Source organism: Agromyces sp. CF514, from assembly GCF_900113185.1.
Classification (GTDB): domain Bacteria; phylum Actinomycetota; class Actinomycetes; order Actinomycetales; family Microbacteriaceae; genus Agromyces.
In genome coordinates this window covers 2,693,596-2,710,058 of sequence record NZ_FOZD01000001.1, presented here as the reverse complement: position 1 = coordinate 2,710,058, position 16,463 = coordinate 2,693,596, and the positions used below count along the sequence as shown (strand labels likewise).

General features: G+C 71.3%; 14 protein-coding genes. 8 read left to right on the top strand and 6 right to left on the bottom strand.

The window, feature by feature from the left end; genetic code table 11:
• Nucleotides 1–136 precede the first annotated feature (136 nt).
• Nucleotides 137–2,704, top strand: coding sequence for a leucine--tRNA ligase (gene leuS, locus BM342_RS12130; protein WP_255368715.1), 2,568 nt, complete (start codon nt 137–139; stop codon nt 2,702–2,704).
• A gap of 64 nt (nt 2,705–2,768) precedes the next feature.
• Here the strand turns inward: leuS and BM342_RS12125 are convergent, their stop codons facing one another.
• Nucleotides 2,769–3,419 (bottom strand): hypothetical protein, encoded by a 651-nt coding sequence (locus BM342_RS12125; RefSeq protein WP_092966038.1) that lies wholly within the window; start codon nt 3,417–3,419, stop codon nt 2,769–2,771.
• A gap of 209 nt (nt 3,420–3,628) precedes the next feature.
• Here BM342_RS12125 and BM342_RS12120 point away from each other — a divergent pair, with 209 nt between their 5' ends.
• Genes BM342_RS12120 through holA form a run of 3 tightly spaced genes read left to right on the top strand, consistent with a single transcriptional unit; the run spans nt 3,629 to nt 7,872 of the window.
• Nucleotides 3,629–4,381, top strand: coding sequence for a ComEA family DNA-binding protein (locus tag BM342_RS12120; RefSeq protein ID WP_092966036.1), 753 nt, complete (start codon nt 3,629–3,631; stop codon nt 4,379–4,381).
• Nucleotides 4,382–6,811: a ComEC/Rec2 family competence protein gene (locus BM342_RS12115; RefSeq protein WP_092966034.1), complete on the top strand. Its 2,430-nt coding sequence runs from the start codon at nt 4,382–4,384 to the stop codon at nt 6,809–6,811.
• A gap of 23 nt (nt 6,812–6,834) precedes the next feature.
• The gene (gene holA, locus BM342_RS12110; RefSeq protein ID WP_092966032.1) at nt 6,835–7,872 is read left to right on the top strand and encodes a DNA polymerase III subunit delta; all 1,038 of its coding nucleotides are present in this window, start codon (nt 6,835–6,837) and stop codon (nt 7,870–7,872) included.
• Nucleotides 7,873–8,022: 150 nt separating this feature from the next.
• On the opposite strand, the gene rpsT is transcribed toward holA, so the two are convergent.
• The 3 genes from rpsT to BM342_RS19910 form a co-directional block, all read right to left on the bottom strand.
• Nucleotides 8,023–8,283, bottom strand: coding sequence for a 30S ribosomal protein S20 (rpsT, locus tag BM342_RS12105; protein ID WP_092966030.1), 261 nt, complete (start codon nt 8,281–8,283; stop codon nt 8,023–8,025).
• Between the two features lie 219 nt (nt 8,284–8,502).
• The gene (locus BM342_RS19915; protein WP_304528492.1) at nt 8,503–9,180 is read right to left on the bottom strand and encodes a response regulator; all 678 of its coding nucleotides are present in this window, start codon (nt 9,178–9,180) and stop codon (nt 8,503–8,505) included.
• Nucleotides 9,177–10,421: a sensor histidine kinase gene (locus tag BM342_RS19910; RefSeq protein WP_092966028.1), complete on the bottom strand. Its 1,245-nt coding sequence runs from the start codon at nt 10,419–10,421 to the stop codon at nt 9,177–9,179. Before BM342_RS19910 ends, BM342_RS19915 begins: the two co-directional genes overlap by 4 nt.
• A gap of 81 nt (nt 10,422–10,502) precedes the next feature.
• Here BM342_RS19910 and lepA point away from each other — a divergent pair, with 81 nt between their 5' ends.
• The 3 genes from lepA to hemW are packed head-to-tail and all read left to right on the top strand — an operon-like array spanning nt 10,503 to nt 14,247.
• Nucleotides 10,503–12,356 carry a translation elongation factor 4 gene (gene lepA / locus BM342_RS12090; protein WP_092966026.1) on the top strand — a complete coding sequence of 618 codons (1,854 nt, stop codon included), beginning with the start codon at nt 10,503–10,505 and terminating at the stop codon, nt 12,354–12,356.
• Between the two features lie 11 nt (nt 12,357–12,367).
• Nucleotides 12,368–13,018, top strand: coding sequence for a DUF1990 family protein (locus tag BM342_RS12085; RefSeq protein ID WP_092966024.1), 651 nt, complete (start codon nt 12,368–12,370; stop codon nt 13,016–13,018).
• A gap of 2 nt (nt 13,019–13,020) precedes the next feature.
• Nucleotides 13,021–14,247, top strand: coding sequence for a radical SAM family heme chaperone HemW (gene hemW / locus BM342_RS12080; protein WP_092966022.1), 1,227 nt, complete (start codon nt 13,021–13,023; stop codon nt 14,245–14,247).
• Between the two features lie 25 nt (nt 14,248–14,272).
• On the opposite strand, the gene BM342_RS12075 is transcribed toward hemW, so the two are convergent.
• Together BM342_RS12075 and BM342_RS12070 are read right to left on the bottom strand one after the other, a co-directional pair.
• Complete coding sequence (locus BM342_RS12075; RefSeq protein WP_092966020.1) at nt 14,273–14,656, bottom strand: DUF4870 domain-containing protein; 384 nt, start codon at nt 14,654–14,656, stop codon at nt 14,273–14,275.
• Between the two features lie 121 nt (nt 14,657–14,777).
• Nucleotides 14,778–15,221 (bottom strand): DUF4870 domain-containing protein, encoded by a 444-nt coding sequence (locus BM342_RS12070; RefSeq protein WP_092966018.1) that lies wholly within the window; start codon nt 15,219–15,221, stop codon nt 14,778–14,780.
• Nucleotides 15,222–15,405: 184 nt separating this feature from the next.
• Between BM342_RS12070 and hrcA the strand changes: the two genes are divergently transcribed.
• Entirely contained in the window at nt 15,406–16,428 is a 1,023-nt protein-coding gene (gene hrcA / locus BM342_RS12065; RefSeq protein WP_092966016.1) for a heat-inducible transcriptional repressor HrcA, read from the top strand.
• Nucleotides 16,429–16,463 lie beyond the last annotated feature (35 nt).

Below are 16,463 nucleotides of genomic sequence, written 5' to 3'. Positions count from 1 at the left end.
CGCGACGCAGGAGGGCTCGATTCGCGTGAGGCGAGCGCCCAGCGCGAGTGAGTAGGCTTGATGCTCGGTGCGCCGACGTCTGGCGCGCCCCGAACGCAGTGCGGGCAGCCCGCATATCGACACGAATGAGAGTCACGTGGCACACGAGCAGCACGAGGTCGACCCCGGCGCATACGACTTCGCCGCCATTCAAGAGAAGTGGCTGCCGGTATGGGACGAGGCGAAGCCGTTCGCGGCAGGGCGCCCCGGTGACACGAAGCCGCGCAAGTACATCCTCGACATGTTCCCGTACCCCTCGGGCGACCTGCACATGGGCCACGCCGAGGCGTTCGGCTACGGCGACACGGTCGCGCGCTACTGGCGCCACCAGGGGTTCGACGTGCTGCATCCCATCGGCTGGGACTCGTTCGGCCTGCCCGCCGAGAATGCGGCCATCAAGCGCGGTGTCGACCCTCGCGGCTGGACCTACGAGAACATCGACCAGCAGAAGCGGTCGTTCCGCCAGTACGCGCCGTCGTTCGACTGGTCGCGCGAGCTGCACACGAGCGACCCCGAGTACTACCGCTGGAACCAGTGGCTGTTCCTGAAGCTCTACGAGAAGGGCATCGCGTACCGCAAGGCCGGCCAGGTCAACTGGTGCCCCAACGACCAGACCGTGCTCGCCAACGAGCAGGTCGTCGACGGCCACTGCGAGCGCTGCGGCGCCGTCGTCACGAAGAAGGCCCTCACGCAGTGGTACTTCCGCGTCACCGACTACGCCGACCGCCTCCTCGACGACCTGAACCAGCTCGAGGGCGCCTGGCCGTCGAAGGTCATCTCGATGCAGCGCAACTGGATCGGTCGTTCGGCCGGCGCCGACGTCGAGTTCGAGATCGAGGGGCGCGACGCGCGCATCCCGGTCTTCACGACCCGCCCCGACACGCTCTTCGGCGCGACCTTCATGGTCGTCGCGCCCGACTCCGAGCTGGCCGCGGAACTGGCCGCCGGGGCGACCGACGAGGTGCGGGCCCGCTTCGAGGGCTACCTCGAGTCGGTGCGCACCGAGAGCGACATCGACCGCCTCTCGACCGAGCGTCCCAAGACGGGCGTGTTCCTCGAGCGGTACGCGATCAACCCCGTCAACGGCGAGCGCATGCCGATCTGGGCCGCCGACTACGTGCTGGCCGACTACGGCCACGGTGCGATCATGGCCGTGCCGGCGCACGACCAGCGCGACCTCGACTTCGCGCGTGCCTTCGACCTGCCCGTGCGCGTGGTCGTCGACACGAACCAGCCCGTCACGGGCGTGATCCCGGTCATTCCGCTCGACGAGAACGGCGTGCCGTACCTGCCCGACGACCTGCCGCCGCTGAACCCTGCCGAGACGGGCCTCGCGCTCACGGGCGAGGGCCGCCTCATCAACTCGGGCCCGCTCGACGGCCTCTCGAAGTCGAACGCGATCCGTCGGGTCATCGAGCTGCTCGAGCAGCGGGGGCTCGGCCGCGCCGCGAAGAACTTCCGCCTGCGCGACTGGCTCATCTCGCGCCAGCGCTACTGGGGCACGCCCATCCCGATCATCCACTGCGCCGACTGCGGCGAGGTGCCCGTTCCCGAGAGCGAGCTGCCGGTCAGGCTTCCGGATGCCGCGGGCCTCGACCTCAAGCCGAAGGGTTCGAGCCCGCTCGGCGCCGCCGAGGACTGGGTCAACGTCTCGTGCCCGAACTGCGGTGGGGCCGCGCGACGCGACTCCGACACCATGGACACCTTCGTCGACAGCTCGTGGTACTACCTGCGCTACCTCAACCCGACCGACGAGGGCGTGGCGTTCGACCCGGCCGAGGCCGAGAAGTGGGCGCCCGTCGACCAGTACGTGGGCGGTGTCGAGCACGCGATCCTGCACCTGCTGTACTCGCGCTTCATCACGAAGGTGCTCTTCGACGAGGGCTACCTGGGCTTCACCGAGCCGTTCACGTCGCTGCTCAACCAGGGCATGGTGCTCATGGACGGCTCGAAGATGTCGAAGTCGAAGGGCAACCTCGTCGAGTTCGCGTCCGAGCTCAAGGCGCACGGCACCGACGCGCTGCGCGTGACGCTCGCGTTCGCGGGCCCGCCCGAAGACGACATCGACTGGGCGGATGTCTCGCCGACCGGTGCCGCGAAGTTCCTCGCCCGTGCGTGGCGCATCGCCGGCGAGGTCACTTCGAGCCCCGACGTCGAGTGGAAGAGCGGCGACACGGCGCTCCGCCGTGTCACGCATCGCCTGCTCGCCGACGCGCCCGGCCTCATCGAGGCGTACAAGTTCAACGTCGTCGTGGCGCGTCTCATGGAGCTCGTGAACGCGACCCGCAAGACCATCGACTCTGGCGTCGGCGCCGGCGATGCGGCCGTCCGTGAGGCGGCAGAGGTCACGGCGATGATCCTCGACCTGTTCGCGCCGTACACGGCCGAGGACATGTGGGAGCGCCTCGGCTACCAGCCGACGATCGCCCTCGTACCGTGGCGCAAGGCCGACCCGGCGCTGCTCATCGAGGAGTCGGTCACGGCCATCGTGCAGGTCAACGGCAAGGTCCGCGACCGCATCGAGGTCTCCCCGAAGATCTCGGGCGACGAGCTCGAAGCGCTCGCGCGCGCGTCGGAGGCCGTCGTGCGCACCATCGGCGACCGCGAGATCGTGAAGGTCATCGTGCGCGCACCGAACCTGGTGAACATCGCCATCAGGGCCTGACCGCTTCGGTCGCCCTCGGCGCATCGGCATCGGCCGGTCGGACTCGGTCCGGCCGGCCGATGCGTCAGGCCAGACCCATCGCCGCCAGGACGTCCGTGTGGGTGCGCGTGTTCGCCTGCACCTGCACGTCGTCGCCCCACGCCTCGGTGACCGAGTACTCGCCCGATGCGCCCAGGACCGGGGGCGCGCCGAAGAGCGACGTCGCCGCAGGCTCGAGATCGGCTTCGAGCCACGTGATGTCCGAATCGGCGTCGCCGTCCTGAGCGATCTCGTCGTCGGAACGACCTGGTACGACGCGCACCACGACGCCCTGCTGCTCGCCGACGGGCACGACGGCGACGAGCACGTCGCGGAGCACCTGTTCGGGCACCGGGACGCGCCCGGTGTCGTCGACGGCCGCCTGCAGGGCGTCGACCGCGCCCACCGGCACGATCGCGACCTCGACGCGCAGCGAGCAGGAGCCTTCGCAGTTGTTCGAGCCCGAGCGTGCGTCGTACCTCCACGCGCCGTTCGCCGTGTCGACGTCGTCGAGGGCGGACTGCACCTCGGGGAGCGCCGCCGTGATGTCTGAGCGACTCGTTCCGAACGGATCGTCGAACGGCGACCGGCCGTCGAGCAGCGGCACCATGAAGCATCCGGACAGCGCGATCGTGGTGACCGCCGCGATGACGGCGGCGGTGGCGGCGCGCGTGAGGAACCGGAGGTTGTCGGGCATTCGTGAGTTCCACTCTCGATCAGCGGGCGTTCGACGCGCCTTCGAGCTGCGCGACCTTCACCCTAGCCCGACCGGCGACGGCGAGACGACGGCGCGGCGGGTCCGGGTCGGGATGACGAGACCTCCTCCCCAGAGCCGCCATGCGCCGGTCGCTCGGACCTCGCCGCACGCGGCGCGAGAGACCTGCCGGAGGACAGTACCGTGCGGGCATGCCCGCCGACTCAGCTCCGCACCCAGACGCGCTCGACCCGCTCGATCACGATGCCTTCGACGCCCTCGACCCCGCCGCGCGACGAGCGGGGCCCCGAGTGCGGCTCGCCGTGGGCGCGGCGGTCGTGCTCTTCGTCGCGGCGGTCGCCGTGGCCGCCGTCCTGTCGTTCGCCTCGGGCGGGGGCGGGGCGCAACAGGCCATCGGCGGAGCCGGGGCGTCGTCCGGGGGCGTCGGCGATCGCGGGGGAGCCGATGGTGCCGGCCTGTCCGGCGCGGCGGGCGACGCTGCCGCCGGGTCCGGCGGCGGCGTCGACGAACCGCTGCCGCTGCTCGTGCACGTGCTCGGCGCCGTCGCGCGCCCGGGGCTCGTCGAGCTCGATCCGGGCGCCCGGGTGGTCGACGCCGTCGCCGCGGCGGGCGGGTTCGGTGCCGACGCCGATCCGGCCGGCGTGAACCTCGCCCGCCCGGTCGTCGACGGCGAACAGCTCGTCGTGTACGCGGTCGGCGAGGCTCCGGTCGCAGGCGGCGCCGGTGGGGGCGGCGGCGCCGCGGCATCCGACGGGCTCGTGCACCTGAACACCGCGGGCGTCGCCGAGCTCGACACCCTTCCGCGCATCGGACCGGCGCTCGCGCAGCGCATCCTCGACTATCGCGACGCGAACGGCCCGTTCACGAGCGTCGACCAGCTGAACGACGTCACCGGCATCGGCGATGCGGTGTTCGCGGGTCTCTCCGACCTCGTGGCGCTCTGAGTGCACGACCTCCGCATGCTGCTGCCCGCGTGCGCGACGTGGGCGACGGCGTGGGTCGCGGTCGTGATGCCAGCTGCGGGTGCCGAGGCGTCAGCGATCGCGTTCGTACTCTGGACCCTCGCGGTCGTGGCCCTCCTCGTGCTCGGCTGGTCGGTGCTCGCCCATCGTCGCGGCATCGCCGGAGGCGCCGCCCGACTCGCTCGCCGCGATCGCACGGTCGGCCCTTCGACCTGCGGCCGCGGTCGACGGACTCGGGCCGTCGTCTCGAGCGTGGCCGCCATGCTGCTCGTCGTGCTCGCCGGGGCGGCCCTTGCCGCGACGAGCGCTGCGACGGGGCTCGCCTCACGCGAGCGGTCGCCGCTCGTCACGATCGCCGAGACCGGGGGCACCGTCGACGTGGTGATCGAGGCCACCACTGCGCCCCGGCCGATGCGCGCCGCCGTCTGGGCAGCCGACGAGCCGATGGTCCGCGTCGACGGCGCGCTCGTGAGCGTCGACGGCGTGGCGTCCGCCGTGATCCCCGTCACGGTCGGATTGCCGGCATCGACCGACGTCGAGTGGGGCACGCGCCTGGCCCTCCGTGCGAGGGCGCAGCAGCTTCCGGCCGCGGAGCCGAACGCCTTCCGACTCGTCTCGCCCGATCAGGTCGAGGTGGTCGGCGCGCCGCCGCCGTGGCTCGAGTGGGCATCGGAGCTCAGGCGTGGATTCGCCGATGCCGCAGCAGGCCTCGACGGCGACGGTGCGGCGCTCGTGCCCGGACTCGCGATCGGCGACACGTCGGCGGTCGGCGCCGAGTTCGACGCCGCCATGAAGGCGAGCTCGCTCACGCATCTCACGGCGGTCTCGGGGGCGAACTGCGCGATCGTGACGGCGGCCGCGTTCGGCCTGGCCGCGGCGTGCGGCCTGGGCCGGCGCACACGGGTCTTGGTCGCGCTGCTCGCCCTCTCGGGCTTCGTGGTGCTCGTGACGCCGCAGGCCAGCGTCATCCGGGCCGGGGCCATGGCTGCGGTGATCCTGGTGGGCGTCGCGTCCTCCCGGCGCTCGGGCGGCGTCTCGGCGCTCTCCGTCGCCGTCACGGTCCTGATCGTGCAGGATCCCTGGCTCGCCCGCGACTACGGCTTCGCCCTGTCGGCGGCGGCGACCGCGGGGCTGCTCCTGTTGGCCGGACCCCTCGCCCGCCGGCTGTCCGACCTCATGCCCGTGCCGCTGGCCGTCGTGCTCGCGGTCCCGGTCGCGGCGCAGCTGGCGTGCCAGCCGGTGCTCATCCTGTTGGATCCCGCCGTGGCGGTCTACGGTGTTCCGGCGAACCTGCTCGCGGCTCCTGCGGCGCCGGTGGGCACGATCGTCGGCATGATCGGATGCCTCGTGCTGCCGTTCCTGCCGTCGGTCGGCTTCGCCTTCCTCCAGGTCGCCTGGCTGCCGGCCACGTGGATCGCGCTCGTCGCGCACGGTGCCGCGGCGATGCCCGGGGGGCGACTGCCCTGGCTTCCCGACGCACTCGGCGCGGTCACGATGCTCGCAGCGACCGCGGCCGGACTCTGGCTGCTCCTCGGACGTTCCCTGAGGCCGGCGCTGCGCCGAACGGTGACGGCGTCGTTCGTGCTCCTGGTCGCCGTGCCGCTCGGCCTCGTGATCGGGCCTTCGGTCGTCGCGAGGGCCACGCACCCGGCGGACTGGGATGTCGCGGACTGCGACGTCGGGCAGGGCGATGCGGTGCTCGTGCGCTCCGAGGGGGCGACCGCGCTCTTCGACACCGGACCCGACCCCGCGGCGTTGGACAGGTGCCTCGACCTGCTCGGCGTCGAGTCGATCGACGTGCTCGTGCTCACGCACTGGGATGCCGATCACGTCGCCGGCAGCCCCGCCGTGGTCGGCATGGTGACGACGGTCGTGCACGGCCCGCTCGACGGCGATCGGTCGGCCCGCGTGCTCGACCCGCTCGTCGCTGCGGGGGCGGATGCTGTTGAGGTGACCGCCGGTCGCCGGGGCGGGCTCGGCGACTCGCGCTGGCGCGTGCTCTGGCCGCCCCCTGAGACCGCGCCCGGCAACGACGCGAGCGTCGTCCTCGAGATCGAAGGCCGGCTCGGTCGGGCGGTGTTCCTCGGCGACCTCGGCGAAGAGGCCCAGGCCCGCCTCCTCGGCTCGAACGCGATCGGGCCGGTCGACCTCGTGAAGGTCGCGCACCACGGCTCGGCCGACCAGAGCGAGCGGCTCTACGAGGAGCTCTCCGCGACGGTCGGCGTCATCGGCGTCGGCGTCGACAACGGCTACGGGCACCCGACCGATCGACTGCTCGACCTGCTCGTTCGGGTCGGCACGGTGCCGGTGCGCAGCGACCGCGCCGGCACCGCCCTGCTCACGGCGACGGGAGACGGGCGGTTCGCCCTGTGGACCGAGCGCGACTCGGGCACTGTCTCACCTCGCCCGTAGACTTGAGCGGAAAGGGAGGTGCCGTGGCAGCTCGAACCGGTGGCGCTGGGCGCGGCAACGCGCGAGCCAAGGCGGCGGCGATCCCGCAGCTGACGTACGACCAGGTTCGCCCGGCGCCGATCGTGCTCGTCTCGGGCCCAGAAGACGTGCTGGCCGAGCGTGCGTCGAACCGGCTCCGTGAGCTCCTCCGTGCCGAGGACCCCGCGCTCGAGGTCAGCGAGATCTCGGGCGACGCGTACCAGCGCGGCGAGCTCCTCACGCTCGCGAGCCCCTCGCTCTTCGGCGAGGCACGGCTGATCCGCATCGACGGCGCCGAGAAGGCGACCGACGACCTGATCCTCGACATGGTCGACTTCGTCGGCCAGCCCACCGAGTCGGTCACGGTCGTCGTGCGGCACCGCGGCGGCGTCCGCGGCAAGAAGATGCTCGACGCGATCCGCTCCGGCGAGGGCTCGGCGATCGAGATCGTGTGCGCCGAGCTCAAGCGCGAATCCGACAAGCAGGCCTTCGTGCAGACCGAGATCCGGGCGGCCGGCCGTTCGATCGCGCCCCGGGCCCTTCGCGCGCTCGTCGCGGCCTTCGCTGACGACCTCGCCGAGCTCGACGCCGCATGTCGGCAGTTGCTGGCCGACACCCCGGGCGACATCACCGAGGCGGTCGTCGCCAAGTACTATGGCGGCCGCGTCGAGACGAACGCCTTCGAGGTCGCCGATGCGGCGATCGCGGGCCGATACGGCGACGCGCTCGTGGCGCTCCGGCACGCGCTCGACAGCGGCGCAGACCCGGTGCCGATGGTCGCGGCGTTCGCGATGAAGATCCGCACCATGGCGAAGGTCTCGGGCGTTCGCGGTGGCGGCCCCGGGGTGGCGTCCTCGCTCGGGCTCGCGCCGTGGCAGGTCGACCGTGCCCGGCGCGATCTCGCCGGCTGGACCGACGAGGGCCTCCAGCAGGCCATCGTGCAGCTCGCGCGCACCGACGCCGCGGTCAAGGGTGCTGAACGCGATCCGGTCTTCGCGCTCGAGCGGCTCGTCGGCGTCATCGCCGCACGCGGCCGCAGCTGAGCACGCAGCCTGACGGACAGGGGCACGCCGGCCGCGGCTCGTCCGATCGCCCGACCACGCACCGCGAGAAGCCCGCCCGACCGCGCACTCCGAGAAACGACGAACGCCCCGCACGACGCGCGTGCGGGGCGTTCGATCAGACGCTGCGCCTTAGAGGGCGGCGACCTGCTTCGCGATGGCCGACTTGCGGTTCGCGGCCTGGTTCTTGTGGATCACGCCCTTGCTGGCGGCCTTGTCGAGCTTGCGACCTGCGACGCGGACGGCGGCGGTGGCCTTGTCCTTGTCACCGGTGGCGATGGCCTCGCGAGCAGCACGGACGGCGCTCTTGACCTCGCTCTTGACGGCCTTGTTGCGCTCCTGAGCCTTCAGGTTCGTCTTGATGCGCTTGATCTGCGACTTGATGTTTGCCACGTGGTTCGTCTTTCGTTCTTGTGCGGGTACCGGATGTGCCGAGCGAAGGTAGAGGGGCCTCGCGCGGCGAATCGTGCGGGGTGGGACCCACACGCAAGCCAACAGACAACGATACCAGCAACGCGCGCATGGCACCAATGCGGTGGCCGCGGCATCCGATCGGCCCGATCCGGGGAGTCGGAGCTGCTGAGTCGGTGGGTCGGGTCGGCGTCGGTTCGCTCAGTTCGAGCGGATGATGCCGAGGTCGCGCGCCCGTGCGACGGCGGCCGTGCGCGACCCGACCTCCAACTTGGCGAAGATGTGTACGAGATGCGACTTCACGGTCGCCTCGCTGAGGAAGAGCGCCTTGCCGATCTCGCGGTTCGTGTAGCCGCTCGCGACGAGCCCGAGCACCTCGGCCTCACGGCCGGTCAGACGCTCGAGGCCGCCGTTCGCGTCGAGTCGGGACGACACCCCCGGCGCGAACGCAGGCTCGCCCGTCGCAGCGGTCCGGATCGCCGCGACGAGTTCGGCGGGCGGCGCGTCCTTCAGCAGGTAGCCGCTCGCGCCCGCCTCGATCGCGCTCAGGATGTCGGCATCGGTGTCGTAGTTGGTGAGCACGAGCACGCGCGGCGCATCGGCGTGCGAGCGGATGTGCCTCGTCGCCTCCGCGCCCTGCATGGCGGACGGGAACTGCAGGTCCATGAGCACGACGTCGACCCCGCCCTCTGCGGCGCGCCTGACCGCGGCATCCGCCCGGTCGACGTCGGCGACGACCTCGAGGTCGGGTTCGGCCTCCAGCATCGCGCGTACGCCGGCGCGCACCACGGGGTGGTCGTCGGCGATCACGAGCCGGATGCCGCGGCGCACGCCCGCGCGGTCGTCGCCCGCGTCGCCCGCCTCGCCCGCGGCGCTCACGCGGTCACCACGGGGATGCGCACCGACACGGCCGTGCCGTCGCCGTGATGGGACTCGACCTCGATCGACCCGCCCTCGCGTTCGGCGCGTTCGCGCATCGCCCGCAGTCCGAAGCGGAGCTCGGATCCGGGCTCGTTCGCGATCGCGGCGGGGTCGAACCCGATGCCGTCGTCGACGACGTCGAGCGCGATCTCGTCGCCCAGGTAGCTGAGCGTCAGCTCGGCCCGGGTGGCGCGCGCATGCCGCAGCACGTTCGCGAGTGCGCCCTGCGCGATGCGCAGGAGCGTGGCGTCGATCGACATGGGCAGGGTCACGGGGTCGCCGCTGGTGGCGAACGAGACGCGGGTGGCCGACCCGGCCTGCGCTGCCTGCTCGTCGACGGCCGCCGCGAGTCGCCGCAGCGCCGACGGCAGCGTCTGCTCGTCGAGCGAAGGCGGGCTCAGCTCGCGGATGAACCGCCGCGTCTCGGCGAGGTTCTCGGAGGCGGTCTCGCGGGCGAGCCGCAGCTTCTCGAGCGTGCGCTCGTCGGCCACGTCGCGTTCGGCGGCGTGCAGCAGCATCTGGATGCTCGAGAGCCCCTGGGCGACCGTGTCGTGGATCTCGCGGGCGATGCGCTCGCGCTCGGCGAGCGTGCCGGCCTCGCGGCTGGCCGTCGCGAGCTCCTCGCGCGTGGCGATGAGGTCGAGGATGAGGGCCTGGCGGTCCTTCGTCTCCTGCGCCATGGCCCGGTATCCGAGGCCGATGACGATCGCGACGCCCGCGCTGATGAGCGGGCCGAGGATCGTGCCGACCTCGAATCCGAGGTGGGTCGCCGTGCCCCACACCGAGAGGCCGAACGTGACGATCACGAGCGGCACGGCGAGCGGGGCGGCGAGCACGTGCAGCTCGAGGAAGAAGAGGGGGAACGCGAGGAACGCGGCATCCGGGGTCAGCGCGGACATGGCGGCCCAGAGCGCGAGCAGCGCCGTGAGCCAGAGCACGCGCGCCCACTGCGGCAGGTTGCGGTGGGCGGTCGCGACGCCGGCGCCGTAGCAGGCGAGGAACGCGATCGTGAGGATCGTGACGGGCACCTCGTTCGCGCCGTCGGCGAGGAGCGCCCGGATCATGACGAACAGGGCCAGGCCGACGACGAGCACGTGCAGCCCGAATCGGAGCGTGACGAACACCGGTCGGAGCGCCGACGGCGACACCCTCCCGAAGTCGAGGAGGGGGAGCGGTGCGGGTGCTGCTGACGCGGTCATGGTGCGTGTCAGCGTAGTCGCGGGCACCTGCGCGCGGCATCCGTCGAAAGTGCGAAGGAAACTCGTGGGAGAATCGTCGGGATGTCTCCGAGAGCCCATACCCCGCCGGTGCCCGCCGCCACCGACCCCGCGCTGATCCGCAACTTCTGCATCATCGCGCACATCGACCACGGCAAGTCGACCCTCGCCGACCGGATGCTCGGCATCACGGGAGTCGTGAGCGACCGGGACATGCGCGCGCAGTACCTCGACCGCATGGACATCGAGCGCGAGCGCGGCATCACGATCAAGAGCCAGGCGGTCCGCATGCCGTGGCAGGTCGGCGACACGTCCTTCGCGCTGAACATGATCGACACCCCCGGTCACGTCGACTTCAGCTACGAGGTGTCGCGTTCGCTCGCCGCGTGCGAGGGCGCGATCCTGCTGGTCGACGCGGCGCAGGGCATCGAGGCCCAGACGCTCGCGAACCTCTACCTCGCGCTCGAGAACGACCTCGAGGTGATCCCGGTGCTGAACAAGATCGACCTCCCGGCGGCCGAGCCCGAGAAGTACGCGCGCGAGCTCGCCGACCTCATCGGCGGTTCGCCCGAAGACGTGCTCAAGGTCTCGGGCAAGACCGGGCTCGGCGTCGAAGACCTCCTCGACCGCGTCGTCGAGCGCATCCCGGCGCCGGTGGGCGACGCCGACGCGCCGCCGCGCGCCATGATCTTCGACTCGGTCTACGACAGCTACCGCGGCGTCGTCACCTACGTGCGCATGGTCGACGGCCAGCTCAACCCGCGCGAGCGCATCCAGATGATGTCGACCAAGGCGACCCACGAGATCCTCGAGATCGGCGTGAGCGCGCCCGAGCCGACCCCCACCAAGGGTCTCGGCGTCGGCGAGGTCGGCTACCTCATCACGGGCGTGAAGGACGTGCGCCAGTCGAAGGTCGGCGACACGGTGACCACGGCCGTGAAGCCGGCGACCGAGGCGCTCGCGGGCTACACCGAGCCGCTGCCGATGGTCTTCTCGGGCCTCTATCCGATCGACGGCAGCGACTACCCCGAGCTGCGCGAGGCGCTCGACAAGCTGAAGCTCTCCGACGCGGCGCTCGTCTACGAGCCCGAGACCTCGGTCGCGCTCGGCTTCGGCTTCCGCGCCGGGTTCCTCGGCCTGCTGCACCTCGAGATCGTCACCGAGCGACTTCGCCGCGAGTTCGGGCTCGACATCATCAACACCGCGCCGTCGGTCGTCTACGAGGTCACCACCGAAGACAAGAAGACCGTCACGGTCACGAACCCGAGCGAGTTCCCGACGGGTGCCAAGATCAGCGAGGTGCGCGAGCCCATGGTGCGCGCCGCGATCCTCGCACCGAAGGACTACGTCGGCACCATCATGGAACTCTGCCAGTCGCGTCGCGGCGCGCTCCTCGGCATGGAGTACCTCGGCGAGGACCGCGTCGAGATCCGCTACAACATCCCGCTCGGCGAGATCGTGTTCGACTTCTTCGACCAGCTCAAGTCGAAGACCGCTGGCTACGCGTCGCTCGACTACGAGCCGGTCGGCGACCAGGCCGCCGACCTCGTGAAGGTCGACATCCTGCTGCAGGGCGAGCAGGTCGACGCGTTCAGCGCCATCGTGCACCGCGACAAGGCCTACGCGTACGGCGTGCTCATGACGGGCCGCCTGCGCGAGCTCATCCCGCGCCAGCAGTTCGAGGTGCCCATCCAGGCCGCGATCGGCGCGCGCATCATCGCGCGCGAGTCGATCCGCGCCATGCGCAAGGACGTGCTCGCCAAGTGCTACGGCGGTGACATCAGCCGCAAGCGCAAGCTGCTCGAGAAGCAGAAGGAGGGCAAGAAGCGCATGAAGATGGTCGGCCGGGTCGAGGTCCCGCAGGAGGCGTTCATCGCTGCCTTGAGCGGCGACGTCGAGAAGAAGGACAAGAAGTAAGCAGGTTCCCGATGACCCGACGCAGCACCTTCACCGATCAGTCCGTCACCTACGGCTCGATCGGCGCGACGCTCGAACCCGACCTCATGCGTTATCCGCCGACGGGCTATCGCCCCGCCGAAGACGCGGTTCGGCTCGGCAGCGGCGTCGAGCGCTTCCAGCGTGCGGCCGAGGCCCTCATGACCTGGGGCATCCAGCGCGGCGCAGGGTACGAGGTGACGGATGTCTCCGCCGGCACGGGCGCCCAGTATCCGGGCATCGTGTACGACGCCGAGGGTGCACCGCTCGCCGAGCAGCCGGGCCCGCGCACCGAGGACCGCTTCGGCGAAGACGGAACCGCGTACATCGCGTCGGGAATGCAGGCGACGCTCGTGCGACGCGGCCGGTTCCGCTCGCACCCGACGCCCGTGCTCGTGGTCTACGTGATCGACGAGCCCGACCGCGTGGGCTACGCGTTCGGCACGACGGCCGCCGGTCTCGAGAGCGGCGAGGAGTCGTTCGTGCTCGAGCGCCGCGACGACGACACGGTCTGGCTCACGATCCGCTCGTTCCGCGCGACCGCGGGCGGCTCGAAGCGCGTCCTCGCGCCATGGGTGCGCCGACGTCGTCGCGAGCTCACGCGACAGCAGCTCCGGGCCCTGCACCCCGCCGGCGGCGTGTAGGCGTGGGTTCCGCGCTGCCGCTCGGCGAGCCGGCGCCGCTCGACGGCCTGCTGCCCGCCTCCGCGGCCGACGGCGCGCAGGAGCGCGCGCTCGGCGTCTACGTGCACGTGCCGTTCTGCCGCGTGCGCTGCGGGTATTGCGACTTCAACACCTACACCGCGAGTGAACTCCGTGGTGCCCGGCAGGTCGACTACGCCGACCAGGCCATCGACGAGGTCCGGATGTCGCGGCGCGTGCTCGCGGCATCCGGCGTCGTCGCGCGCGAGGCCGAGACGGTCTTCTTCGGGGGCGGCACGCCCACGCTGCTGCCCGCCGACGACCTCGTGCGCATGCTCGGGGCGGTCCGCGACGAGTTCGGCCTGGCGCACGGCGCCGAGGTCACGACCGAGGCGAACCCCGACTCGGTCGGCCCCGACGACCTGCGTCGCCTTGCCGAGGGCGGGTTCACGCGCGTCTCCTTCGGCATGCAGTCGGCGGTGCCGCACGTGCTCGCGGCGCTCGACCGCACGCACGACCCCGCCCGGGTGCCGCTCGTGGTGCGCTGGGCGCGCGATGCCGGGCTCGACGTGAGCCTCGACCTCATCTACGGAACGCCCGGAGAGTCGCTCGACGACTGGCGTCGCAGCGTCGAGGCGGTCGTCGCCGAACGGCCCGACCACGTGAGCGCCTATGCGCTCATCGTCGAGGACGGCACGAAGCTCGCGCGGCAGATCCGCCGCGGCGAGCTCGCCCAGCCCGACGACGACCTCGAGGCCGACATGTACGAGCTCGCCGACGAGGCGTTCGCCGAGGCCGGTTTCGAATGGTACGAGGTGAGCAACTGGGCGACCGATGCGGCCCACCGCTCCCGGCACAACCTCGGGTACTGGCGCGGCGACGACTGGTGGGGCGTCGGACCCGGAGCCCACAGCCACGTCGGCGGGGTGCGCTGGTGGAACGCGAAGCATCCGGCCGCCTACGCCGAGCGGCTCGCCGCCGGGCACTCGCCGGCCGTCGGACGCGAGGTGCTCGACGCGCCCACGCGCGAGACCGAGCGCGTGCTGCTGCTCACGCGCATCCGCGAGGGCATCGACATCGCCTCGTTGCACACGGGCGGCCGGCACGCCGTGGCGGGCCTCATCGCCGACGGCCTCGTCGACGCGAAAGCCGCCCTCGCCGGTGGCTTGACGCTCACCAGGCGAGGACGGCTGCTCGCGGACGCCGTCGTACGGCGCCTGCTCGAGGACTGAACCCCGTTCGAGGACGAAGCCCCGGTCAGCTCACGAACTTGATCGAGAGCGGGTACGTGTACGCCTCGCCCTGGTTCGCCTTGACGGCCGCGATGATGCTGAACACGATCACCACGATCGCGACGGCGATCGAGAGGAAGATGCCGATGACGACGAGCCAGAGGATGCTGCTCACGATCGCGGCGATCGTCATCGTGATCTGGAAGTTCAGCGCGGTCGCGGTGTGCGCGCGCACGAACGGGCCCTTGTCCTTGAGGACCAGGTAGCCGATCAGCGACGGGATGAAGCCGAAGAAGATGCCGCCGATGTGCACGAGCGTGGCCCAGAGCTTCTCATCGTTCGGGCTCAGCTGCGGGCTCTGCTCGTAGGGGTTCTGCGGCGGCGGAGGGGGAGGGGGCAGGTCGGACATCGTCTTCTCCTGTTCGGATGCGCCGATCCGGCGCGGTGACTGCGGACGCCTTCATGCTGGCACAGCAACGCCCGCCGCGGGAGGTGACGCTCCCACGGCGGGCGATGTGCGCGCGCTCCGACTACTTGATGAGTCGGATGGCGAAGGGGTAGCGGTAGTTGCGACCCTCCTTCGCCTGGAGGAAGGCGATGATCGAGAAGACGACGCCCACGATCCACACGGCCCAGGAGAGCAGGACGAGCACGCTGCCGAGGCCGAAGGTGACCACCGTGATGATCGAGGTCAGGATGAAGATCGCGATCTGGGCGAACACGAGCGTGATCTGGAAGTTCAGCGCCTCCTTCGCCTCGGTGTTCGTGAACGAGCCGCGGTCCTTGAAGACGAGCCAGATGATGAGCGAGGGCAGGAAGCCGAGGATTCCGCCGAGGTGGGCGAACGAGCCCCACTGGATGTCCTGCTCGCGCGAGAGGGGTGCGGCGGGCGCGCCGGGCTGCGGTGCGGCCGGCTGCTGCGGCGGCGTGGGAGGCAGGTTGGGATCTGCGGGGCCTGCGTTGGGATCTGACATGGTGCGCGCCTTTCGGGGTCGGGGGTATCGTCCGCTGCGGCGAGGGGGTGGCCGCAGTTCTCTTGCGGAACAAGCCAAAGCTAGCGCTGGCGCCGAGTGTCGGCAATGGGGATTACCCTGAGTTCCGCGGTATGATTGGCACTCAGGTCGAATGAGTGCTAACCGCACGGCGAAAGCGAGGAACATGGTCTCCGAACGCAGCCTCGCCGTGCTCAGGGCGATCGTCCAGGACTACGTCGCATCACGCGAACCGGTCGGGTCCAAGGCCATCGTCGAGCGGCATTCGTTCGGGGTCTCGGCGGCGACGATCCGCAACGACATGGCCCTCCTCGAAGAGGAGGAGCTCATCGCGGCGCCGCACACGTCGTCCGGCCGCATCCCCACCGACAAGGGCTACCGCGTCTTCGTCGACCAGCTGACCGAGGTCCGCCCCATGACGCGTGCGCAGCGGCACGCGATCGAGACCTTCCTCGGCGAATCCAGCGACCTCGACGAGCTGCTCGCGCGCACGGTGCGCCTCGTCGCGCAGCTCACCAAGCAGCTCGCGGTCGTGCAGTACCCGAGCTTCGGCAGCGCGCGCGTGCGTCACGTCGAGCTCGTCTCGCTCGCGCCCGAGCGCGTCATCTGCATCCTCATCACGGACTCGGGGCAGGTCGAGCAGCGTGTCGCCGAGCTGCCCTTCCCCGTCGACGAGGCGACCCTCGCCGCGCATCGCGCCCGCCTCAACGAGCTCGCCGGCGGTCGGGCCATGGCGGATGCCGCGGAGTCGCTGTCGACCGGGTTCGCCGACGTCGCCCCGGCCGATGCCGCCGTGCTGCACACGCTCGCGGCGACGCTCGCCGACCAGGCCCGCGCCCAGCGCCAGGATCGACTGGTCGTCGCGGGCGCCGCGAACCTCGTGCGCACCGAACAGGACTTCGCCGGCTCGATCCTCGGCGTGATCGAGGCCATCGAGGAGCAGGTGGTGCTGCTGCGCCTGTTCGGCGAGATGGCCGCAGACGAGCACGCCGTCGCCGTGCGCATCGGCCGCGAGAACGCGTCGTTCGGACTCGGCGAGACGTCGGTGCTCTCGAGCGCGTTCGAGATCCCCGGGCGCGACGTCTCCAGGCTCGGCGTCGTCGGTCCGACGCGCATGGACTACTCCCACAGCATGGCCGCCGTCCGCGCGGTCGCCCGATACCTCTCCCGCACCCTCGGCGAGAACTGAGCAGCCGGCCCCCACCGGCATCCGCTATCGAAAGG